The sequence below is a fragment of the Candidatus Vidania fulgoroideorum genome (genome assembly GCF_053760525.1).
Window position 1 is genome coordinate 42,195 of record NZ_CM132394.1, and the last position, 23,072, is coordinate 65,266.

General features: G+C 16.7%; 22 protein-coding genes and 8 tRNA genes. 23 read left to right on the forward strand and 7 right to left on the reverse strand.

Features of this window, described 5'->3' with window-relative positions:
* Nucleotides 1-179 precede the first annotated feature (179 nt).
* The 3 genes from ACWNYQ_RS00240 to ACWNYQ_RS00250 are packed head-to-tail and all read right to left on the reverse strand — an operon-like array spanning nt 180 to nt 3,446.
* Nucleotides 180-1,604 carry a glutamate--tRNA ligase family protein gene (locus ACWNYQ_RS00240; protein ID WP_455290598.1) on the reverse strand — a complete coding sequence of 475 codons (1,425 nt, stop codon included), beginning with the start codon at nt 1,602-1,604 and terminating at the stop codon, nt 180-182.
* The gene (locus tag ACWNYQ_RS00245) at nt 1,576-2,553 is read right to left on the reverse strand and encodes a phosphotransferase (protein ID WP_455290599.1); all 978 of its coding nucleotides are present in this window, start codon (nt 2,551-2,553) and stop codon (nt 1,576-1,578) included. Before ACWNYQ_RS00245 ends, ACWNYQ_RS00240 begins: the two co-directional genes overlap by 29 nt.
* Complete coding sequence (locus ACWNYQ_RS00250; RefSeq protein WP_455290600.1) at nt 2,532-3,446, reverse strand: hypothetical protein; 915 nt, start codon at nt 3,444-3,446, stop codon at nt 2,532-2,534. Before ACWNYQ_RS00250 ends, ACWNYQ_RS00245 begins: the two co-directional genes overlap by 22 nt.
* A 10-nt stretch (nt 3,447-3,456) precedes the next feature.
* On the opposite strand from ACWNYQ_RS00250, the gene ACWNYQ_RS00255 reads away from it, so the two are divergent.
* The 14 genes from ACWNYQ_RS00255 (at nt 3,457) to ACWNYQ_RS00320 (ending at nt 13,896) form a co-directional block, all read left to right on the forward strand.
* Nucleotides 3,457-4,533: a CHC2 zinc finger domain-containing protein gene (locus ACWNYQ_RS00255; protein ID WP_455290601.1), complete on the forward strand. Its 1,077-nt coding sequence runs from the start codon at nt 3,457-3,459 to the stop codon at nt 4,531-4,533.
* Nucleotides 4,520-5,746: a sigma-70 family RNA polymerase sigma factor gene (locus ACWNYQ_RS00260; RefSeq protein WP_455290602.1), complete on the forward strand. Its 1,227-nt coding sequence runs from the start codon at nt 4,520-4,522 to the stop codon at nt 5,744-5,746. The genes ACWNYQ_RS00255 and ACWNYQ_RS00260 overlap by 14 nt, the downstream gene beginning before the upstream one ends.
* Before the next feature lie 235 nt (nt 5,747-5,981).
* Nucleotides 5,982-8,915, forward strand: a complete 2,934-nt coding sequence (gene dnaE / locus ACWNYQ_RS00265; protein WP_455290603.1) for a DNA polymerase III subunit alpha — start codon at nt 5,982-5,984, stop codon at nt 8,913-8,915.
* A complete protein-coding gene (locus ACWNYQ_RS00270) occupies nt 8,908-9,060 on the forward strand; it encodes a 30S ribosomal protein S15 (protein ID WP_455290604.1) in 153 nt (50 codons plus the stop codon). The genes dnaE and ACWNYQ_RS00270 overlap by 8 nt, the downstream gene beginning before the upstream one ends.
* Nucleotides 9,048-9,126, forward strand: a tRNA-Leu gene (locus ACWNYQ_RS00275). Before ACWNYQ_RS00270 ends, ACWNYQ_RS00275 begins: the two co-directional genes overlap by 13 nt.
* Before the next feature lies 1 nt (nt 9,127).
* Nucleotides 9,128-9,200, forward strand: a tRNA-Leu gene (locus ACWNYQ_RS00280).
* A 2-nt stretch (nt 9,201-9,202) separates the two neighbouring features.
* Nucleotides 9,203-9,291, forward strand: a tRNA-Ser gene (locus ACWNYQ_RS00285).
* A complete protein-coding gene (locus tag ACWNYQ_RS00290; protein WP_455290605.1) occupies nt 9,290-10,054 on the forward strand; it encodes a hypothetical protein in 765 nt (254 codons plus the stop codon). The genes ACWNYQ_RS00285 and ACWNYQ_RS00290 overlap by 2 nt, the downstream gene beginning before the upstream one ends.
* Nucleotides 10,047-11,060 carry an aspartate-semialdehyde dehydrogenase gene (locus ACWNYQ_RS00295; RefSeq protein WP_455290606.1) on the forward strand — a complete coding sequence of 338 codons (1,014 nt, stop codon included), beginning with the start codon at nt 10,047-10,049 and terminating at the stop codon, nt 11,058-11,060. Before ACWNYQ_RS00290 ends, ACWNYQ_RS00295 begins: the two co-directional genes overlap by 8 nt.
* A complete protein-coding gene (gene trpF, locus ACWNYQ_RS00300; protein ID WP_455290607.1) occupies nt 11,038-11,670 on the forward strand; it encodes a phosphoribosylanthranilate isomerase in 633 nt (210 codons plus the stop codon). Before ACWNYQ_RS00295 ends, trpF begins: the two co-directional genes overlap by 23 nt.
* Complete coding sequence (gene trpB / locus ACWNYQ_RS00305) at nt 11,651-12,799, forward strand: tryptophan synthase subunit beta (RefSeq protein ID WP_455290608.1); 1,149 nt, start codon at nt 11,651-11,653, stop codon at nt 12,797-12,799. Before trpF ends, trpB begins: the two co-directional genes overlap by 20 nt.
* Complete coding sequence (locus ACWNYQ_RS00310; RefSeq protein WP_455290609.1) at nt 12,796-13,452, forward strand: tryptophan synthase subunit alpha; 657 nt, start codon at nt 12,796-12,798, stop codon at nt 13,450-13,452. Before trpB ends, ACWNYQ_RS00310 begins: the two co-directional genes overlap by 4 nt.
* On the forward strand, nt 13,446-13,691 hold the full coding sequence (locus ACWNYQ_RS00315; RefSeq protein ID WP_455290610.1) for a hypothetical protein: 246 nt from the start codon (nt 13,446-13,448) through the stop codon (nt 13,689-13,691). The genes ACWNYQ_RS00310 and ACWNYQ_RS00315 overlap by 7 nt, the downstream gene beginning before the upstream one ends.
* Nucleotides 13,669-13,896, forward strand: coding sequence for a hypothetical protein (locus tag ACWNYQ_RS00320; RefSeq protein ID WP_455290611.1), 228 nt, complete (start codon nt 13,669-13,671; stop codon nt 13,894-13,896). Before ACWNYQ_RS00315 ends, ACWNYQ_RS00320 begins: the two co-directional genes overlap by 23 nt.
* A 5-nt stretch (nt 13,897-13,901) precedes the next feature.
* Here ACWNYQ_RS00320 and ACWNYQ_RS00325 read toward each other — a convergent pair.
* The 3 genes from ACWNYQ_RS00325 to ACWNYQ_RS00335 form a co-directional block, all read right to left on the reverse strand.
* Nucleotides 13,902-13,974 (reverse strand) — tRNA-Asn (locus ACWNYQ_RS00325).
* A 95-nt stretch (nt 13,975-14,069) separates the two neighbouring features.
* Nucleotides 14,070-14,142, reverse strand: a tRNA-Cys gene (locus tag ACWNYQ_RS00330).
* Between the two features lie 60 nt (nt 14,143-14,202).
* Nucleotides 14,203-14,730 (reverse strand): 3'-5' exonuclease, encoded by a 528-nt coding sequence (locus ACWNYQ_RS00335; protein WP_455290612.1) that lies wholly within the window; start codon nt 14,728-14,730, stop codon nt 14,203-14,205.
* Here ACWNYQ_RS00335 and ACWNYQ_RS00340 point away from each other — a divergent pair.
* The 8 genes from ACWNYQ_RS00340 (at nt 14,725) to ACWNYQ_RS00375 (ending at nt 22,877) form a co-directional block, all read left to right on the forward strand.
* A complete protein-coding gene (locus tag ACWNYQ_RS00340; protein WP_455290613.1) occupies nt 14,725-15,738 on the forward strand; it encodes a carbamoyl phosphate synthase small subunit in 1,014 nt (337 codons plus the stop codon). The genes ACWNYQ_RS00335 and ACWNYQ_RS00340 overlap by 6 nt on opposite strands.
* Entirely contained in the window at nt 15,735-18,818 is a 3,084-nt protein-coding gene (gene carB / locus ACWNYQ_RS00345; RefSeq protein WP_455290614.1) for a carbamoyl-phosphate synthase large subunit, read from the forward strand. The genes ACWNYQ_RS00340 and carB overlap by 4 nt, the downstream gene beginning before the upstream one ends.
* The gene (locus ACWNYQ_RS00350; protein WP_455290615.1) at nt 18,793-19,308 is read left to right on the forward strand and encodes an SAM-dependent methyltransferase; all 516 of its coding nucleotides are present in this window, start codon (nt 18,793-18,795) and stop codon (nt 19,306-19,308) included. The genes carB and ACWNYQ_RS00350 overlap by 26 nt, the downstream gene beginning before the upstream one ends.
* A complete protein-coding gene (locus tag ACWNYQ_RS00355) occupies nt 19,305-19,868 on the forward strand; it encodes an ATP-dependent Clp protease proteolytic subunit (protein WP_455290616.1) in 564 nt (187 codons plus the stop codon). Before ACWNYQ_RS00350 ends, ACWNYQ_RS00355 begins: the two co-directional genes overlap by 4 nt.
* Entirely contained in the window at nt 19,865-21,034 is a 1,170-nt protein-coding gene (gene clpX / locus ACWNYQ_RS00360; RefSeq protein WP_455290475.1) for an ATP-dependent Clp protease ATP-binding subunit ClpX, read from the forward strand. The genes ACWNYQ_RS00355 and clpX overlap by 4 nt, the downstream gene beginning before the upstream one ends.
* Nucleotides 21,025-21,097 (forward strand) — tRNA-Val (locus tag ACWNYQ_RS00365). Before clpX ends, ACWNYQ_RS00365 begins: the two co-directional genes overlap by 10 nt.
* Nucleotides 21,098-21,835 (forward strand): hypothetical protein, encoded by a 738-nt coding sequence (locus ACWNYQ_RS00370; protein ID WP_455290476.1) that lies wholly within the window; start codon nt 21,098-21,100, stop codon nt 21,833-21,835.
* Nucleotides 21,771-22,877 carry an AAA family ATPase gene (locus ACWNYQ_RS00375; RefSeq protein ID WP_455290477.1) on the forward strand — a complete coding sequence of 369 codons (1,107 nt, stop codon included), beginning with the start codon at nt 21,771-21,773 and terminating at the stop codon, nt 22,875-22,877. Before ACWNYQ_RS00370 ends, ACWNYQ_RS00375 begins: the two co-directional genes overlap by 65 nt.
* A 33-nt stretch (nt 22,878-22,910) precedes the next feature.
* Here the strand turns inward: ACWNYQ_RS00375 and ACWNYQ_RS00380 are convergent.
* A tRNA-Ser gene (locus tag ACWNYQ_RS00380) sits at nt 22,911-22,994 on the reverse strand.
* Between ACWNYQ_RS00380 and ACWNYQ_RS00385 the strand changes: the two genes are divergently transcribed.
* Nucleotides 22,995-23,066: transfer RNA gene (locus ACWNYQ_RS00385), tRNA-Arg, on the forward strand.
* Nucleotides 23,067-23,072: the final 6 nt, after the last annotated feature.

Below are 23,072 nucleotides of genomic sequence, written 5' to 3' on the forward strand. Positions count from 1 at the left end.
AAGATGTTAACAGCATCTAATGATAAATTTTAATAAAACAACAGAAAAAATACATTTTTTAAAAAAAATGGTGAAAAGGTTATACCTTATATAATAGAAATATTATATTAATGTTTTCTTTATTTAAGAAATTATATAATAATAATTTATAAAGCTTTATTTTTAAATAAATAGTCAAATTATACAGAACCCGGCTTATTTTGCTTTTCTTTATATAAAACAACTTCACTAAAATATTTTTTTTTACCAAAAAATTTAATGAATTTAAATATTCCAATACCTTCAAATATATAATTTTTATTTAATTTTAAATTTTTAATTAAATTAAATTCAACATAGTATTCTTTTATAATATCATTTTTTATAAAATATACTAAAATTTTTTTTTTTTTTTTTATTGATTTTATATAATTGCTTTTATAAATAGAATTTCCTAATATTATAAAATAATTTTTAAATAAATAAGATGTAAAAAAATTATTTATTATTAATATTTTTCTAAAATTTATTGAATTTAAAATATCATTTTCAATATTTAGAGATATAAAATTTGATTTTTTAATTAAAAATATTAATTTTGTATTTTTCAAAACAATTATTTTTTCTAAATTTTTATTATTTTTAAAAAAAATTTTATTTAATAGAGATATACTTACTGATGACTTATTTTTTGTATATCCTGTTTTTATAACAAATTCTTTTATACTTTTTAAATCAAAACCTCTGTTTAGTAATCCATTAAAAGTTAGGAGTTTTCTGCTATTCCAATTTTTTATGTTTTTTTTTTTCATAAAAATTTTTATTTTCCTCTTACTTAATAATTCTCCATTTATTTCTAATTTAAAAAATTCAATTTGTTTAGGAAAAAATGAATTTTTATCCACATGATTATATAGATAAATTAAATAATTGTATAAAACTTTATTATTGTAAAATTCCATTGTACATATAGAGTGACTTACTTTATCATAATAATCTGTATAACTATTTATAAAATCATAAGAAGGATAAATTTTAAAATAATTATATATATGTTTTTTTTTTATTATTCTATATATAATAGGATCTCTTAATAAAATATTATTTGAGTTCATATTTATTTTTAATCTTACACAGTGTTCATTTTCTTTAAATAAACCAGATTTCATTTTTTTTAACAAATAATATTTTTCTTTTATTTTTCTATTATAAAATAATGATCTTTTTCCTTTTTTATTATAACTTCCTTTTTTTAATATATAACTTATTTTACTTTGACTATCTATATATGAATGACCTATTCTTATAAATTTTTTAACAAAAATATATGATTTTTTAAAATAATTACTTGAGTAATATATATTTAATCTATTTTTTGTTAAAATAATAAAATTTCTTATTATACTTTTAGTATATATATCATTTATTTTTTTTGGATTAGAATCATCAATTTTAAAATAAAAATTACCATTAAATTTTGAATAGATATAGTAATTTATGTAAAAACATTTTAAATGACCTAAATGTAAACAACCACTAGGTTCAGGTGAAAATCTTGTTACTATATTTAAAAATTTATTTAGTATAATATCTTTTTTAACTTGTTTTATTATGAAATTTTTCACATAAATATAATATCTTTTTTAAATTTAAAATAATATTTTTTTTTAAAATATTAATATATATTAATATTCTTAAATATTTATATGGATTTTTTGTTAGATATTCTTTTTTTTTTATATTAATGAATCTTGTTATCATAAATCTTATTGATATTTTTCTTAAATATGATAAAAAGTAATTAAAATTTAAAATTTCATTATTTTTTATCATATATCCTTTTAAAAAATAATAAAATTTTCTAAAATATATTTTTTTTTTAAAACACCATTCACAAATAAATATTGCTAAGTCAAATAAATAATTTTCCTTAGAAAAATAATAAAAATCAAAAACACCTAATATTTTTCTATTTTTTATAAAAACATTATCTTTAAATATATCACAATGGCAATTTTTATATTTTATATTTTTATTTAAAATTTTTTTTTCATAATTTATGTCTTTTTTAATTTCATTATCTATAAAGTAAAAATATTTTTTAGGTATTTTTTTTTTAATTTTATTGTATAAAATAACTATATTATTAGTTACCATAAAGTTTTTTTGAATATTAAAATAATTAATATTATGTATTTTACTTAATTCCAATCCTAAATAATAACATATTTTAATATATTTATTTTCAACTTTTTTACCATATAAAAAAGTTGTTATTAATGAATATTTATTTTTAATTAAAAAAATGTATTCTCCAAAATTACTTTTGATAAATTTTGGAACTTTTATATTATTATAGTACAAAAGATTTTGAAAATAAATTATGTTAAAAATATTTTTTAAACTTAAATTATTTTCAATAATAGTAAGTATATAATTTTTTTCTTTTGTATTAATAACGTAATTACTATTTGTTGTGCCTTCTTTTATTCCTTTTATTTTTGAATTTCTTATATTATATTCAATTATTTTTTTTTTTATATTTTTAATTTTTACTTTTGTAAAATATGCCATTTTTTTAAAAATGTTAAATGAGATATCATTGTAGCATTATCTTCACAGAATTTTTTACTGCAAAATTTTATTTTTATAAAATTTATTTTTAATTTTCTAAAATATGTATTTTTAGAAAAACCCCCACACATAAAAAAATTATTTATTCTATATTTTTTATAAAAATATATAATTTTTTTTTTTATTATTAAAATAATATTTTTAAAAAAATTTAATATAATTTCTTTTGTACTATAAATATTTTTTTTGTAATAAAAAAAATATTTTGTGTATATTCCACTTAAGCTTATATAATTTTTTTTTGTTTTTGGATACTTGATAATATTTTTTATTAAATACTTTTTTTTATAATTTTTTTCTATATAATTATGTACAGGATAAATTCTTTTTATTTTTCTACCTAGTTTATTTAAAACTTCACCTACAGAATTGTCTATTGTTCCACCTATTTTTTTAATTTCTTTTATATTTTTTACTAAATAAAATATTGTATTTCCACCTGAAATTAAAAAAGAAATGAAAGGATAAAATATTACCTTTCCTATAAAATTAGAAAAAATATGAGCTTTTAAATGATTTATTTTTATAACTTTTACTTTTAATATTTCAGATAAAGATTTACAATATTTTTTTGAAATATTTATTGAACCTGATAATCCAGGTTTACTTGAGTATGATATAAATTTAACATCATTAAAATTAAAATAATTCAAAATTATAGAAAAAATTTTTTTAAAATTTTTTATATGGTTATTTGTAGCATATTTTGGAATTATTCCTAAATATTTTTTATATTTATGAGTTATTTTTATTTCAAAGGTTTTGTTTTTTTTAAAATTGTATATGCAAAAACAAGTATCATCAAATGTACTTTCTAAACTTATTATATACATAATTAAATTAATGAAAAATTTTTTAAATAAAATTAAAAAGTTATTAAAAATAAAAAAGATAAAAAAAAGGTACTGGGCTTTATGTCCTTTTCACAAAGAAAAAAACGAATCTTTTTTGATAAATAAAAAAGAAAAATACTATTATTGTTTTGGATGTAAAAATAGCGGAAATATTGATTATTTAATTAAATATCTAAAAAAAAAAAAAAATAATTTTTTTTTAGAAAAAATTTATAAAAATTTAAAAAATAAAAATAAAAATTTTATAAATAATTATTTATTAAAAAGAGGATTTGATAGTAAATCATTAATAAAAAAATTTTTAATAAACTCAAACAAAGTAAATTTTAAAAAATTTTTTAAAAAAAAAGAAATAAAAAGTTTATTATTAAAAAAAATATTAATTATTAAGAGAAAAAAAATAGTTTTTTATGAAAATTCTATAATAATTCCAATAAAAGACCAAAATGGCTATTTGTTATCTTTTGCTATCAATAATAAATTTGGAAAACCTAAGTATTTTTTTTCTAGAAATTTTTATAAATTTAATAAAAAAAATATTATTTTTGGTTTTTATGAATTATTCAAAAATAAATTTTATAATAAAAATGAAATTTTTGTTGTTGAAGGTTTTTTTGATTTTTTTAGATTGTATGATATCGGAATTAAAAATTCTGTTTGTATAATGGGAAGTGATTTAAGTTTAAAACAATTTTTTATTTTAGAAAAAACTAAAAAAAAAATTGTATTTATTATGGATTGTGACTTAGCGGGATTTAGCTTTTACTATAATTTGTTAAATAAAAAATATTATTTTAATTATAATCTATTAAATAAAATTTTTTATTTAAAAATTAATAGATCAGATCCTGATTTATTTTTTAAAAATTTTAAAAAAAAAGATTTTAAAAAATTCTATAAATTTAACAAAATAAATATTTTTGAATTTATATTTTTAAATATAGAATATTTTTTAAAAAAGAAAATTTTAAAAATAATATTTAAATATAAAAAAAAAATAATAAAAAAAATTAGATATAATAAATTAATATCTTTTTATAATAAAATAAAACATGAAAATTTATGATTTAAAAAAAAAAAGGTTAAAAAAAAAAGAAGAAAAAAAAATATTCAAAAGTTTAAATTTTTTATTAGAAAATATTAATAATATTTTTTTTTCTAATAATTTTTTTACAAAATTTATAATAAGAAAAATTTATTATAAATTTTTTACAAATAAGAAAATAAAATTTTTTAATTACTTAAATAAAAAAAAAAGAATAAAGATTAAAAATGGATTTATAAAAATAAAAGAAAAAAAAAAAAGTATATTTTATTATATATGTAAAAATAAAAATAATAAAAAAAAAATAATAAAAATAAGATTTTACGAAAAATATTTAATTAAATTTATAAATATTTTTAAAATAAAAATATTTAATAATATAAAAAAAATATTAAATAAATATAAAATAAAAATTTATGAAATATCAAAAATTAAAAATATAAGAAAAAAAATATTTATTTATTTTAGTTCATATAATAGAATAATAGAATATTATAACAAATATAGACTAATTAAAAATAGTTTGGTAGAATCTAATATAAGATTAGTTATATCTATTTCAAAACTTTATAGTAATAAAGGAGTTAATTTTAAAGATATAGTTCAAGAAGGAATATTAGGATTATACAAATCGATTGATAAATTCGATTATAAAAAAGGTTTTAAATTTTCAACTTATTCAACATGGTGGATTAAGCAATCTATTTCAAGATCAATATCTGATCATTCTAGAATAATAAGAATACCAGTGCATATGAATGATTTGTTAAACAAAATAAAAAAAATCTCAAATTTATACAGTAGAAAAAAAAAAAGAGAAATAAAAAACTCATATATAAGCGAAAAATTAGAAATAAAAAAAAAAAAAATAGATAATTTAATAAATATTTCAAAAAACTTTTCTTCTTTCGAAGATATTGTTTATAGTAATGAGAACACTTCATATAAAGATATTATAGAGGATAAAAATGAAAAAAATTTTGAATTAAAATTACATAAAAGTTTCTGTAGCAAAATAATCGAAGAAATTCTAAATACATTAAAAAAAAGAGAAAAAGAAATATTGATAAAAAGATTTGGATTATTTAATAATAAATGTCATACATTAGAAGAAATAGGAAAAATATTTGGTATAACTAGAGAAAGAGTAAGACAAATAGAAGCTATAGCAATAAAAAGATTAAAAAAACCTTCAATATTAAGAATAATTAAAAAATTGATAAAAGGCCGTTAGCTCAACGGTAGAGCAGAGGACTCTTTGGGTTTTATTTTTTAAAATAAATAATCTCTCAAATTCGAAAAAAGCTAAAGTGATAACTAAGCTAATTACGAGCGAAGCCTTAATGGAACGTGTAGAGACTTTACGGGAGAAGTTTAAAACTAAGAAAAAGTCCGATCCTAGATGAAAATCTAGTTATATTTTTTGCATAATCCTTTGGTTGCGTGTTCGAATCACGCACGGCCTATCAATGTCTTATAACTTTAAAATTTATACTGAATATTCCTTAGAAAAAGGATCAGTTAAAATAAATAAATTATTTAAGGAAGTAAAAAAAATAGGTTATAAAAACTTAATCATAACAGATTTCAACAATATTTCTGGTTCTTTAGAATTTTTTGAAAAATTTAAAAACAAAAAATTCAATATACTTCTTGGATGTGATATAGAAACATATTGTAATTTTAAAAGTAAAAGAATAAAAGGAAATTTAACAATAATAGTTAAAAATTGTTTAGGTTATAAAAATTTATGTAAAATAATAAGTAAAAAAAAAATTGTTCCATATAAAAAAATTTATAAATTAAAAGGAATTAACATTTTATCTAGTAGTAATAAAGGTTTATTAACAAATTGTTTGAAAAAAATAAATAATAAAAATAAAGTATTTAAAAAAATTAAAAATATAATATTAGAAATAAATATATTTGATAAGAAATCTTACAAAACAAGTAAATATATATATGATATAGCAAAAAAAAAAAAAATAAAAATTTTATGTCTACACCCTGTAAGATTTATAAAAAAAAAAAATTTTGAAATTTTTAAATATAAAAATTTTATAATAAAAAAAAAATTTTTAAACGAAGATAATAAATATATAAAAAAATATAAAAATCAATATTTAATTGATAAAAAACATTATAAAAAATTTTATTGTAAATTTAATGAAAATTTTTATAATATTTTTAAAAAAAACAAATATAATTTCGATTATAAAAAAAAAAAACTAAAATTTTTTAAAAAAAATATAAAAAAAAAATATTTTTTTAAAAAATCAATAAAAATATTTAAAAAAAAAAAAATATTTTTTAATAATAACTATAAGAAATATTATGAAAGATTTTTAAAAGAATTAAAAATAATATATAAAATGGGTTTTTCAAACTATTTTTTTATAGTTAGGGACTTTATAAAATGGTCTAAAAAAAAAAAAATAATAGTAGGTCCAGGTAGAGGGTCTAGCTCAGGTTCTCTAGTAGCATACGTATTTGGTATTACAGAAATTGATCCTATTAAATATGGTTTATATTTTGAAAGATTTCTAAATTACAAAAAAAAGTCTATACCAGATTTTGATATAGACTTTTGTAAAGAAAAAAGAAATGATGTAATAAATTATTTGAAAAAAAAATATGGTATAAAAAAAGTTTTTAATATTGTAACTTTTGGGAAATTTTCTTTTAAAAATTCTATAAGGGATAGTGGTAGAATTTTAGGATATGGTTATAACTATGTTGATAAATTATCTAAAATATTTAATAACATAAAAGATTATAAAGAATTTATTAAATTTATTAAAAAAAAATCTAATATACCAAATGAATATAGAAATGATATAAGATTTTATAAAATAATAAATATAACAGTAAAAATAAGTGGATATATTAGAAATATAGGAAAACACGCTGGTGGTGTTATAATAACAAATAAAAAATATTATAATTTTATGCCATTATATTATAATAATAATGATAAAGTATTTATAACTCAGTTTGATAAGTTTTCTATTCAAAAACTTGGTTTTATAAAATTTGATTTTTTATGTTTAAATACTTTATCATTATTGAATAACATTATTAAAAAATTAAAAATAAACTTTAGCTTTTTTTCTTTAGACTTTAATAATAAAAATACATTTGATTTAATTAAAAAAGGAAATACAACGGGTGTTTTTCAATTAGAAAGTTACCAAATGAAAAAATATTTAAGGATAATTAAACCAAATAGTTTTAATGATATAGTAAACATTATATCTTTATATAGACCAGGACCTATATGCCTTATAAATGATTATTGCATATATAAAGGAGATAAATATTTATCAAAATTTAAAAAAATATTATTTGAAACTAGAGGAATTTTAATATTTCAAGAACAATTAATGAAAATATTAAAAAAAGGTTACAATTTTAATATGTACGAAGCAGATATAATAAGATCTTGTATTTGCAAAGGAAAAAAAAAAGACATTAAAATTGCAAGGTCATTATTTTTAAAAAAAAATATAAAAAATAAAGATTTTGAATTTTTTAAAAAGTATTCTGGTTACAGTTTTAACAAAGCTCATGCTGTTTCTTATTCATACATTACATATTATATGGCTTGGTTAAAATCTAATTATAAAGAGGTATTTTATATTTGTAGTTTGAATTATAGTTTTAAAAATAAGAAAAAAATAAAATTATTATATAAAGATATGATATATAATAAGATATATTTTTGTAAACCTCATATAAATAAATCTAAAAATTTTTTTTCTATTAAAAAAAAAAAAATTTATATAGGATTTGTTTTTATTAAAGGCATAGGAATTAATGTTGGTGATGAAATTATAAAAGAAAGAAATCAAAAAGATTATAAAAATTTTTTTGATTTTTATTTTAGAATAAACAAATCTATAGTAAATAAAAGAGTTATATATTCACTTATATTTTCTGGATGTTTTGATTGTTTTAATAAAAACAAATTTTTTTTAATTTCAGAGTATGAAAATTATAAAAAAAATTATAACAGCTTTAAAAATATATTTAATAATCAAATTACTGTTTTAAAAAAAAAAGAAATAAAAAATTCTTTTTTAAATAATAAAAATAATTTTTTATTAGAAGAAAAAAATTCTTTGGATTTAATAATAACTAATTTAAAAGATTTAGCTGTAAAAAAATTTCCTATAATACTTGGAAAAAAATTTTTTTCAGGTATATTAATTGAAAAAAAAAAAATAAATAATTATTTTTTTTTATTTATAGAAAGTAATTATTTAATAACAAATCGTTTTTATATAAACGAAAAAAATTATAACAAAATAAATATTTTTGATTTTATTGTAGTTTTATACGATATTAAATTTATAAATTCTTTTTATTCTTACTATATTTATAAATATTATTTATATGATTAAAAAAATTAATGAAAGAATTAAAAAATTAAAAAATCATTTTTTAATTCATAAAAAAGATTTTAGTAGCATGAGAGGTTTAAAAAAAATAATAAATATAAAAAAAAAATATTTAAAATATAAAAAAAAAAAAAAACCAATGTGGTGAAATGGTAAACACATTACCTTAAGGTGGTAACGCGAGAGCTTGTGAGTTCAAATCTCATCATTGGTAAACGAGAGTGGTGAAATGGTAAACACATTAGATTTAGGTTCTAAGTTTTGCAGGTTCAAGTCCTGTTTCTCGTAAAAGAGGGATTGATGAGCGGTTTAAGTCGTGCGTTTAGAAAACGCATACAGTAAAAAATATCTGTCAAGGGTTCGAATCCCTTTCTCTCTTGAAATTATTATTAGAAATATTTCCTTTTAAATTAAAAAAAAAAAAAATAAGATATTTATTTTTAAAAAAATTTAATAAATTTTATAAAATTTCTATTGTTTTTAAAAATAAAAACAATAGAAATTTTAATTATTTTTTTTTATTTTATTTACTGAAAATTAAAAAAAAAATTATATTTCATTATAATTTAACTATTAACCTTTTTTTATTTTTTAAAGATTTATATGTTATTAATAACAATTCATTAAATAGATTTTTGTTATTAAAAGGAGACAAAAATAAAATTATAAAATTTAATTTCTATAAATTTTATAATTTTTTTAAAAAAAATAATATTTACTTAACTTTATATCCTGAATATTTTAAAAATTCTTATTTAAATAGTAAATCTAAAATTTATATAAGAAGAAAAATATTTTTTTTTAAAGCAAAAAGTATTATAACGCAACATTTAAATTTTTCTGAATCTTTGTTATTATATAAATTAAAAATTAATAGCATTTTTTTGATACCTGGTTTTTTTGTTTTTAAAGATATTTCAGAATTAATTAATTCTTTTAATAATTGTGGAATTCAAGTTCCTTATTGTTTTATAAAATATTTTTATGAATATAAAAATATTTTTTCAAGAATTTATATTTTTTTATTATATAATAATATAAAAAATATATTAATTAAAAAAATTAAAATAATAACTTTTTTTAGTTTAAACAATTTTATTTTTTTTAAAAATTTTTTAAAAAAACTTTTTAAAAATGGTTAAAATAGCTTTAATAGCAGATAGAGGTTTAGTAAGTGAAGAGTTCAAAAAAAGATCTAAACATTTGTTAAAAAAATATAAATCAATTATTTTAGGTAAAAAATTTTTTTTAAATAATAAATTTTTAGAAAAATTAGAAAGATATGAAATTATTATAAATTGTAAAGATTCTTTTTTTTCAAAAAAAATATTTTCATCTTTAAGAAAAAATCTTTGGAAAGGATATTGGTTAGATTTTTCATCATATTATAGATTAAAAAAATATTCAACAATATGTTTAAACCCAATAAATAAAAAAGACATATTAAAAAACATTAAAAATAAAAAAGTTTTTTGTGGCTCTAATTGTACTGTTTCAATATTATTAATATCAATAGGAGGTATATTAAATAAATATAAAATAAAAAGAATTTTTTGTAATACATATCAATCAATATCAGGCGAAGGTTATATAAAAACATATAAATTAATAAAAAGTTATGAAAAAAATATAAAAATTAATGATAAAAATTATATTTTAGAACACATAAAAAAAATATATTATTTGAATAAAAAAAATGGTGATTTTTTAAACTATTCTTTAATTCCGAAAATAGGAAAAATAAAAAATGATAAAACTGAAGAAGAAACTAAAACTGAAGAAGAAACTAAAAAAATTTTAAAATACAATTTAAGTATTCATAGTACTTGTGTTAGAGTAAATGTACTAAGATGTCATTCTGAATCAATAATTATTAAGATTAATAAAGACATAAGTTTAAAAAAATTTAAGAATAATATAATAAAATTCAATAAATATGTTGTTTATGTAAACAATAAAGAAATAAACAAAAAATTGAATCCATCATATGTTACCGGTAAGAGAAAAATATTTGTAGGAAGAATTAGAAAAATAAAAAATAAAACATTTTCTATTTTTTGTGTTGGCGATCAATTAATATGGGGAGCTACAGAACCTATATATAGAACTTTAAAATTAATTATAAATGAAATTAAAAAAAAAAATTAAGATTTGCGGAATTAAGTCTTTTAATGATATTAAAAATATTTTGAAAATAAAAATAAACATTTTAGGATTTGTTATTTATAGTAAAAGTAAAAGATACTTAAACTATAATAGTTTATGCAATATTTTTTCTAAAAGATATAAATATAAAAAAATATTAGTTTTAGTAAATCAAAGTATAAATTTAATAAATAAATTAATTATTAAACATTTTATATTCAAATTTCAACTTCATGGTAATGAAAACTATCTAGAATGTTTGAAATTATCAAAAAAATTAAATATAAGTTTTATAAAAATTTTTTATATATCAAACAATTTTTATGAAAATAAAGAAATATTTAATTATTTAAAAATTTCTAAAATAAATTATTTAAATTTAGAAAATTTAGAATGTCAATATGGCGGAACGGGTAAAAAAAATAATTATTTTTTTATTTTTAAAAATAAAAAAATAATTATTTCAGGAGGAATAAGTGAAAAAAATGTACCTATATTGAAGAATTTATATTATTACGATATATCTTCTTCAATAGAAAAAAATGGTAATAAAGATAAAAAAAAAATTTATTTTTTAAAAAAAAAAATTAAAAATGCAATACAATTATCCTGATAGAGAAGGTTTTTTCGGTAAATATGGGGGTTCTTTTATACCAAATTTTATGTATGAAAAAACAAATAATATATACAAAAATTATATATATTATAAAAAAAAAAATTTTTTAAATGAGGTTTATAAAGAAATAAAGAAATTTTCAAGAAGGCCATCTTTAATATATTTTGCTAAAAATTTAAGTTATAAATATAAAAATAATTTTTTTTTCAAAAGAGAAGATCTTAATTTTACAAATTCACATAAAATAAACAATACAATAGGTCAAATGTTACTAGCTATAAAAATGGGTAAAAAAGAAATAGTAGCAGAAACAGGTGCTGGACAACATGGGTTATCTGTTGCATCTATTTGTTCTTATTATAATGTTAAATGTATTATATTTATGGGTTATAATGATTATAAAAAACAAATTAATAACTATAAAAAGATGAAATTTTTAGGAGCAAAAGTATTTATTGTAAAAAAGGGAAATAAAGATTTAAAAGAAGCTATAGATGAAGCTATAATGTACTGGATGAAAAATAAAAAATCATATTATTTAGTAGGAAGTGTTGTTGGACCTCACCCTTATCCCTTAATGGTAAGAGATTTTCAAAAAATAATAGGTAAAGAATGTTTTGATGAAATAAAAAAGTTATCTATAAAAATAGATTATTTTTTAGCTTGTATTGGTGGTGGTTCTAACTGCATAGGTTTTTTTTATAATTTTATAAAAAAAAGATATAAGTCTAATTTAATAGGTGTAGAGGCATGTGGTAAAAATAAAAAAAACTCAGTTTTTAAAAAAGGTAAAATATCAGTAATAAATGGATGTAAAACATTAGTTTTAAAAAAAAATAAAAAACTTGTTAACTTAAAATCAATTTCTTCTGGATTAAATTATCCTTCAGTAGGACCTGAACATTGTTTTTTATATAAAAAACAAATTGTAAATTATAAATGTGTTGATAATAAAAATTCAAAAAAAGCTTTTTTTGAATTTTCAAAAATAGAAGGTATAATACCTTCCATAGAATCTTCTCATGCTATATATCAGGCTATTAAAACATCTAAAAAAAATAAAAATAAAAATTTTTTAATAAATCTTTCTGGTTCTGGAGAAAAAGATTTAAGATTAATAAAATGAAATTTTTGCCATTTCTAATACCTTTTTTTCCTAACAAAAAATTTTTTTTTCAAATACTTAACTATTTAAAAAAAAAAAAAATATCAAAAATAGAAATAGGTATACCTTATTACTATAGTTATTTAGATAGTTATGTAATAAAAAAAGAATACAAAAAATTTCATAATAAAGTAAAAATATTAAAAGTATTAAAAAAAATAAAAAAAAAATATAAAAATTTTTTTAGAATAATAATAGTATGTTATTACGATAGTGTTTTAGAAATAGGAGAAAAAAAAATTTTTTATTATATAAAAAATAAATTTATACATAAATTAATTATAATTGACTTACCTTACAATATTAAAAAATACATATATAAAAAAATAATAAAATATTTAATATTTTTAGTACCTTATAAAAAAATAAAAATATACTGTAATAAAAAAGAATGTTTCTACTATCATTTGGAAAAAAAAGAAAAAATTTTAAAAAAAATAAAAAATAAAAATAAATATAGTATAGTAGGTTTTCATATAAAAAAAAAAAAATATTTCAAAAAATTTTTAAATAGTCATAATAATATAGCAATAGGAAGTTTTTTTATTAATGACATAAAAAATATGTTTATTAAAAAAATAAAATATAAAATAAATAAATTTATAAAATGTTAAAAGCAAAATTTAAAAAAACAGGTAGTAAATTTATATATAAAATATGCGTTTTAGATTCTAGAAAAATAAATTCTAAAAAAATAAAAAAAATAGGTTTTATAGATAAAAAAAAAAAAATAATAATATTTTATAATAATTATTTTAAAATATATATATCAAATGGAATTAATTTATCAAAAGGATTAGTTAAAATATTAAAATTAATTAAAAAAAAAAATGATTATAAAATACAAAAATAAAATTAGAAAATTAGATAATATTAAATTTTGGATATTTGATAAAAATACAAAAAATAAAATAATTTGTTATAAAGGAAAAATTTTAAAAAAAAAATACTTTAATTTTTTTTGTAATTTAAAGATTAATATTAAAATAGGTAAATATTTTTATATAATAAATATGTCAACTTCAAATCCTATATTTTTGCATTATTTTATATATTAGTTATTCTTCCCAACTTGGATTTGAACCAAGAACTAATGGATTAACAGTCCACTACTCTACCAATTGAGTTATTGAGAAAATGGCAGTACCTAAAAAAAAAATATCTAAAAGAAGAAGCAATAGGAAATTTTACTCTAAAAAAATAAGAATTAATAATTTTTTTATAAAAAAAAAAGTAAGAATCGGACTTGAACCGATAAAAAATAGTTTTGCAAACTAAAGCATTTACCATTCTGCAATCTTACCTTAAGCAAAGAACGAGATTTGAACTCGCATAATTAATCTTGGCAAGATTAAACTTTACCTTTAAGATATCTTTGCAATCATACTTTGTTTATTTAATAAATAAACAAAGATTTTATACAATAATATAGCATCATATAAAGCTCTGTGAAATAAATTATTATTTTTTATTCCGATTCTCTCAGAAATTTTTTTTAGTGTATTTTTTTTTCCTGGAAATATTTTTCTAAATATTCTAAGTGTATCTATAACTATAAATTTAACTTTAATTTTTATAATTTCAAATTCTTTTTTTAAAAATTTAATATCAAATTTTGCATTATGAATTACTAAGTAACACTTTTTTATTAATCTCAATAATTTTTTGTGTATATCTATAAATCTAGGTTTATTTTTTAACATACTGTTTTTTATTTTATTAATTAAATAAGAATTTTTAGAAATTTTTTTATTACTTTTTATTAAAGTATTAAATATTTTTTTTACTTTTCCTTTTTTTAAATATATGTATGCTATTTCTATTATTCTATCTCCTTTTTCAACATATAATCCTGTTGTTTCTACGTCAATTATTAAATATCTATTATGCATTATAAAAAAAAATGTTATTTAAGATTTGAAGATGGAAAAACTTTTAAATTATTTTCTTACGGTAAAAAAAAAAATTTTTACGGAAAAATAACTTTTAATAATTCAAATTTAGGATATCAAGAAATAATTACTGACCCAAGTTATTATAATAATATAATTTTATTTCTTAGTTCTAACATAGGAAATACAGGGGTAAATTTTAAAGATAATGAATCAATAAGAGTATTTTCTTCTGGAATTATAGTTAATAAATATAGAGATTACTATAGTAATTATAGATCAGTAAAAAGTTTAAAGCATATTTTAAAAGTAAATAATTCTCTATTACTTGAAACTAATAGAACAAGAGAAATTTTTGAAAAAATAAAAAAGGGATATAATAAAATTAATATATACTTTAAAAAATTAAAAAAAAATTTAAAAAAAAAAATTTTTTTTAATTTTAATTACGTTAATTATTCGTACTCAAAATTTAATATATATAAAAAAAAAGTTTTGGTTATAGATTTAGGATTAAAAGAAAATATTTTAAGAATATTAGATGAAAAAAAAATATTTTCTTTAGTTATCACAAAAGATTATATTAATAATAAAATTAACATAAAGAATTTTGATGGTGTTTTAATAACAAATGGACCAGGAGATCCAAGAGAAAACAAAAAAATTATTGATTATGCAAAATATTTGATAAATATAAAAAAACCAATTATGGGTATTTGTCTTGGCCACCAAATAATTTCTTTAGCTATGGGTAAAAAAATATTTTTAGATTATATAGGTCAACATGGAAGTAATTATCCAGTAAAATTTTTTGATAAAAACATTATAACTACTCAAAATCACAACTATTACATAAAAAATAAAAGCAAATATATTTATAATTTAAAAGATAATAAAAATCAAGGATTTTTTAAAAAAAATATAATAACATTTCAAGGACATCCTGAATCTTGTCCAGGAACAAAGGATTCAGAATTTATTTTTGATTATTTTATAAAAATGCTATGAAAAAATTATTAGTTATAGGATCTGGTCCAATTATTATTGGACAAGCTTGTGAATTTGATTATTCTGGAGTTCAGGTTTGCAAAATATTTAAAAGAAATAATATAAAAGTTATACTTTTAAATAACAATCCAGCAACTATTATGACAGATAAAAATATTTGTCATAAAATTTATATGGAAGATATAAATTTAGAAAATTTAAAAAAAATAATATTAAAAGAAAATATAAAATACTTGTATCCATGCTCCGGTGGTCAAACAGCTTTAAATTTAGCAATAAATATATCTAAAGAAAATAAAATAAATTTGATGGGAACAAGTATTAAATCTATATTAAATGCGGAAAGCAGGAGTATTTTTAGAAGATTAATGAAAAAAAATAAAATAAGAGTTTCTTTATCTTATATAGCAAAAAATATTAACTACGCTTTAAAAATAAGAAAAAAAATAATAAGAAATACAAATAAAAAAGAAATTTCAATAAGACCTTCATATACATTGGGTGGTTTAGGTGGTTCTTTAGTTAATAATTTAAAATCTTTTATAAATAATTATAATAAATGTTTGTTAATTTCAGGTAATAACGAAGTAATAATAGAAGAATCTCTTTATGGTTATAAAGAAATAGAATTAGAAATATTAAAAGACAAATATAAAAATTTCATAGTTGTTTGTTGTATTGAAAATATAGATCCTGTTGGCATTCATACAGGAGATTCCGTCTGTGTCTCTCCATTACAAACTTTAACTGATAAAGAGTATCAATATATAAGATCAATTTCTAAAAAAATAATAAAAATATTAAAAATAAAAAAAACAGGAGCAAATTTACAATTTGCTATAAATCCTAATAACGGAAAATATTTTCTTATAGAAGTTAATCCAAGATTATCTAGATCAAGCGCTTTAGCTTCTAAAGCAACAAGTTATCCAATAGCTGCAGTGTCAGCAGAAATAAGTTTAGGTAAAAAAATTTCAAATTTAAAAAATTTTACTATTAAAGATTTTGTTTCTTATTTTGAACCAAATATAGATTATAACATAATAAAATATCCAATTTTTTCTCATGAAAAATTCTTTAAAAATAACGAAATATTAAATAATCAAATGAAATCTGTAGGTGAAATAATGTCTATATCTAAGAATTTAGAAAGATCAATACAACTAAGTATTAATAATGATAACCACTACGGATTTGATAATGAAGTTTATGATAAAATAAATTTATTTAAAAAAATATATTATGCAAATAATAAGAGATTAATAAATATATTTGAATTAATAAAACAAGGTTTTTCTATAAAAAAAATAAGCATTATTACTAAAATAGACTTATTTTTTATAAAAAAAATATATAATATAGTAAAAATAGAAAATAAAGCTAAAAAAAGTAAAAATTTAGTAATAAATAAAAATCTGTTAAAAGATTTAAAGATAAATGGATTTAGTGATATTAGAATATCAAAAATTATTTCTTTAAGATGTAAAAAATTAATTCATTTAAGGAAAAAATTATCAATAATTCCTTCTTTTATAAAAGCAGATGGTTGTTCAAATGAATACGAAAATAAAAATAACTATTATTATTCCGAGTATTTTTGTAAAAATGAAATAAAAAATTACAAAACAATATTAATAATAGGTTCAGGTCCAAATAAAATTGGACAAGGTATAGAATTTGACTACTGTTGCGTTCATGCGCTTAATTTTTTAAAAAAAAATAAAATAGGTTCTTCTGTTTTGAATAACAATCCTGAAACTGTTTCGACTGATTTTAATTCTTCTGATATTCTTTATTTTTTACCTGTATATTTTGAAAGTATATTTGATATTTATTTAAAATCAAACATAAAAGGATTAATATTGCAATTTTGTGGACAAGTAAGTAATTACTTACTAAAAAAATTAATTACTTTTAAAATTAATGTTCTTGGAACAAATTTAAAAAATATTGTTGAAGCAGAAGATAGAAAAATATTTTTTAACAAAATATATGGACTAGATATTATTAAACCAGAAAACCAAATAGTTAAAAAATCTTTAGATTTTGTTAAGCTATTTAATAACAAGTTCCCTTTTCTTATACGTCCTTCTTTTGTTTTAGGTGGTAAAGACATGAAAATAATAAATAGCGAATCCCAATTAAGATTTTACTATAAAAAATTTATAGTAAAAAGGTCTATAAACTATCCTATTACAGTAGATAAATATCTAAAAAATAGTATAGAAATAGATGTTGATGGGATAAGTAACAAAAAAAAAACCTTTATATTTCCTTTATTACAACAAATAGAAAAAACAGGTATTCATTCAGGAGATTCTTGTTCTTTTTTCCCTACTTTATTAGGAAAAAAATTAGAAAAAAAAATAATTATTATATCTAAAAAAATTTCAAGTTTGTTTAAAATAATAGGTTCATTTAATATACAATATTCGTTTAATACTTTAAATAAAAGTTTATATTTATTAGAACTTAACCCTAGAGCTTCTAGAAGTGTACCTTTTTTGTCTAAGTCTACTAATATAGATATAACATATTATTCTATGAAGTCAATAATTTTCAATAATTTTAAAAATTTTAATATTAAAAATAGTAAATTTTTTTATGCTAAAGAACCAATATTTTGTTTTGAAAAATACAAGAATAGTTTTTTAAATTTGGGGCCTGAAATGAAATCTACAGGAGAAATAATTGTATATTCAAAGAATATAAAGGAATTTATTTTTAAAATATTTAAAAATAATTACAAAATTAATATTAATTTTGATAAAATATTTATAATAGGTAATATAGATTTATATTTTTTAAAGAAAATTAGAAAAAATAATATAAAATTTTTTTTAATTAAAAATTTTAAACAAAAATACTTTATATTTAAAAATTTTTTAAGAACATTAGTTTTTATGAACAAAAAAAATAAAAAAATAAATAATATTTTTTTACAAAAAATAAAATATTATAAAATACCTTTTTTAACTGACATAAACAGGATATATTTTTTTTTATTGTCTAATAAAAATAAATATTATAATATTAATAGTATAAATGTTATAAATGAAAATAACAAATTCATATTTTAAATTAAAAAAAATTAATGAAAAATATAATTTATTAAATAAAAATTTAAGAATATTAGAACTTGGAAGCTATCCTGGCGGTTGGGATTCTTATTTAAAGGAAAAAAATATTTTTAATTTTATATCTATTGATATAAAAGATTTTAAAAACAAAAATTTTTTAAAAGGTTCTTTTAATAATAATTTTATAAAAAAAAAACTAAAAATATATTTAATAAAAAAAGTCGATCTTATATTGTCAGATTCTTGTCCTAAATTAACTGATAGCAAAAATTTAAATAAAATTTATTTAGAAAGACATTTAAAAAAAATAATTTTATTTTCTTTTGAATTTTTAAAAAGTAAAGGATCTATATTATTTAAAACTATGAACTATCTTGATAATGAAATAATATTTTTTTCTTCTAAATTTAAATATTTTAAAAGAATAAATTTTGTTAAAAAAAAAAGATCTTCTGAAGTTTTTATTTTGTTAAAAAATTTTTTAAAATGATAAAAAACTATATTCCTTATGTTTCTTATAAAGGAAATTTTACAGACATATACACTAGATTATTAGAAGAAAGAATAATATTTATAACAGGAGTAGTAGACGATTACCTAGCTAATTCTGTTGTTTGTCAAATAATATATCTAAATAATTTAAATAGTAAGGATATACAGATATATATTAATAGTCCTGGCGGTTCAATTTATTCTGGTTTTGCAATTTATGATGTAATAAAAAATTCTAAATCAAAAATTTCAACTATATGTTATGGATTAGCTGCTAGTATGGGTGCTTTTTTATTATCATGTGGTAATAAAGGAAAAAGATTTTGCACAAAAAATTCAAGAATAATGATACACCAACCTATAGGTGGAGTAAAAGGTCAAGCTACTGAAATAAAAATACATTATAAAGAAATATATTATTTAAAAAAAAAAATAATAAAAATTTTTTCAAAAAATACAGGAAGAAAAATAAAAAAAATAAAAAAAGACATAGACAGGGATAATTATATGTCATCTATAGATGCTAAAAAATACGGTTTGATTGATAAGATTATATGAATATGATTTGTTCTTATTGTGGTAGAGAATTAAATTTTACAAACAAGTTTATAAGAGGATATAATATAATAATATGTGAATATTGTTTAATAATATGTAATAAAATTATTAATGTTGACTTAGAAAAAAATCAAGTAAATATTAAAAGCTTTAATAATTTAAAACCAAAAAAAATAAAAAAAGAACTTGATAAATATGTTGTAAGTCAAGAAAAAGTAAAAAAATCAATATCTGTTTCAATTTATAATCATTACAAGAGAATTAATTATAAAAATTTGAATATTGAAAAAGATTTAATATATAAAAGTAACATAATTATGATAGGAAATACAGGATCGGGAAAAACTTTAGTAGCAAAAACAGTTTCTAAAATTATAAGTGTTCCTTTTGTAATTTCTGATGCAACTTCATTAACAGAAGCTGGATATGTTGGAGATGATGTCGAAACAATACTTCAAAAATTGCTTATTTCTTGTGATTATAATTTAGAAAAAGCAGAAAAAGGTATAATATATATAGATGAAATTGATAAAATTTCTAAAAGAAACCCTGGTAATCTTAGCAGAGATGTTTCTGGAGAAGGAGTTCAGCAATCCTTACTTAAAATAGTAGAAGGATCTATAATTAACATTAATTTAAAAAATTATAAAAAATTTTCTTTTAATGAATCAATACAAATTGATACTACAAATATACTTTTTATATGCGGTGGTGCTTTTAATGGAATAAAAAAAAAAAACAATTTTAAATCATTAATAAAAAATAAAATAAAAAATAAAAAAAAATATATTGGTTACCAAGATCTAGTAAATTATGGAATGATACCTGAATTTGTAGGTAGATTTCCAATAATAGTTTGCTTTAAAGACTTAATAAAAAAAGATTATAGAAGAATGTTAACAGATACTAAAGATTCTATAATAAAGCAATATAAAATAATGTTTTTATTAGATGGAGTAGAATTATATTTTAGTAAAAGAGCTATAGATGTTATTTCTGAAAAATCCTATAAATTATCAATAGGAGCTAGAGGTATAAGGCATATAATGGAAAAATATTTATTAAATATAATGTATTATATTCCAAGTATAAAAAAAGTTAAAAAAATATTAATAAAAAAAAATTTTTTTAAAACAAAAAAACCTTTAATTTATATAGGCGCTTAACTCATTTGGCAGAGTTTTGCTTTTACACAGCAAATGAAGGGAGTTCAAATCTCTCAGTGCCTAATGAATAAATTCTATTATTTTTTTTATAATAAATATATAAAAAAAATAATCAATAAAGGTAAAAAAATTTTAATATATGGAAAAAGAGATTTTTTAAAAATAAAATTTTGTTATTATATTTCAAAATATATTTATAAAAAAAAATTTCTTAAAATTTTTGTTAGTAAAAAAAACTATAATTATAGTATAAAATTTTTTAAAAGTATAGATTCAAAATTTATATATATAATTAATAAAGAATCAATTAAAATAATATTAGATGATTATAAAAGTTCTGTTTATAAAAGAAAATCATATTTTAATATAATTTATTGTATTGAAGATTTTAAAAAAAATAAAAATATTTTTATAAATATTATTGATAAAAATATTTTAGATTACTATATTTTTATATCTTTTTCTCCATTTTCTAAAAATTGTTTAATATCAAGTAGGGTTTATAGGATTAACTTAAGTGGTTTATACGAAATAAAACAAAATAAAATTTCAATATATAAAGAATATAAAAAACAATCTATTTTATTTTTAAAAAAAAAAATAGATAAAAATTTTTTAATTAATATAAAAAAAAATATAAAAAGTTTTTTATATTTTTTTTTATATTATTTGACTTCTCGTAAAAATATAAAAACTTTTTATTTGTTTCAAATTAAGAGAATAATAAAAAGTAAAAATGTTTATAAAACATTTTTACTTTTTATTAAAATATATTTTAATAAAAATGGATTTTTACAATAAATATGAACCTAAAAAAATTAAAAATTTTTTTGGTCATAAATATATAATAAGAATTATTAGGCATTTCAAAAGAAAAAAATTTTTTCCAAATGGATTTATATTTTATGGAAAAAAAGGAACAGGAAAAACTTCTTTTTCCAAAATATTATTTAGATATATAAACTGTTCAAAAAGTTATGACTTGTGCGGGAAATGTAAATCATGTAAAATAGATATTAATAGAAATTATGACTTTTTTGAAGTTGATTCTTCTTCTAACAGAAAAGTAGAGGAAGTAAAAAAAATTGTAGAAAATTTTAAATGTTTTCCTTTAAATGGCGTTTATAAAATAATAGTATTTGATGAAGCGCAAATGTTAAGTATTTATTCTTTTAATTATTTATTAAAAATAATTGAAAATATTAAAAAAAAATTTATTTTTGTTTTTATAACTACTAAAAAAAAAAAAATACCAGATACAATAAAATCTAGATGTTTTTTTTTGAAATTTAGAAGTTTTTCTAATTTAGAAATAATTAATTACTTAAAATTAATTTCGAAAAAAGAAAAAATAAAAATTTCAAAAAAATCTTTAAATATAATATCAGAAAATTCTTCAGGAAGCTTGAGGGATTCTTTAGTTTTACTTCAACATTCACATATAATTTCTAAAAATAAAAAGATTAAAAGTAAAGTTTTTGAAGGTATTTTAAATATACCTAACATATATTTATTAAAAAATTATTTAAAAAAAATTATTAAAAAAGATAATAAATCTTTGAATAATTTAAATAAAGAAATACTAAAAAAAAAATTTAATTTAAAAAATTTTTTTTTAAAAATATTTGAAATTTCATTCTTTTATTTAATTAAATATGATAAAAATAAAAAATTTAAATATAAAAAATTTTTTAAAATCATATGTGAAACTATAAAAGATGAAATGTACTTTATTAAAAATTTTGATAATGATTATTTTTTAATAAAGTACATTAATTATTCTATAATTTCAAAATTTCCCAAAACCGGATTTGAACCGGTAAGCTTTAGCGGAAAATTTTGAATTTTCTGTGTTTACCAATTTCACCATTTGGGAAGAAGATAATAGGATTCGAACCTATGGTGGTAATACCACTTCTGATTTCAAGTCAGATACATTAAACCACTCTGTCATATCTTCACAGCTATAACTTAAAGGAAAAAGTATTTGAGTACGAATCAAAAAATATAGGTTCGAATCCTATTAGCTGTTTTATAA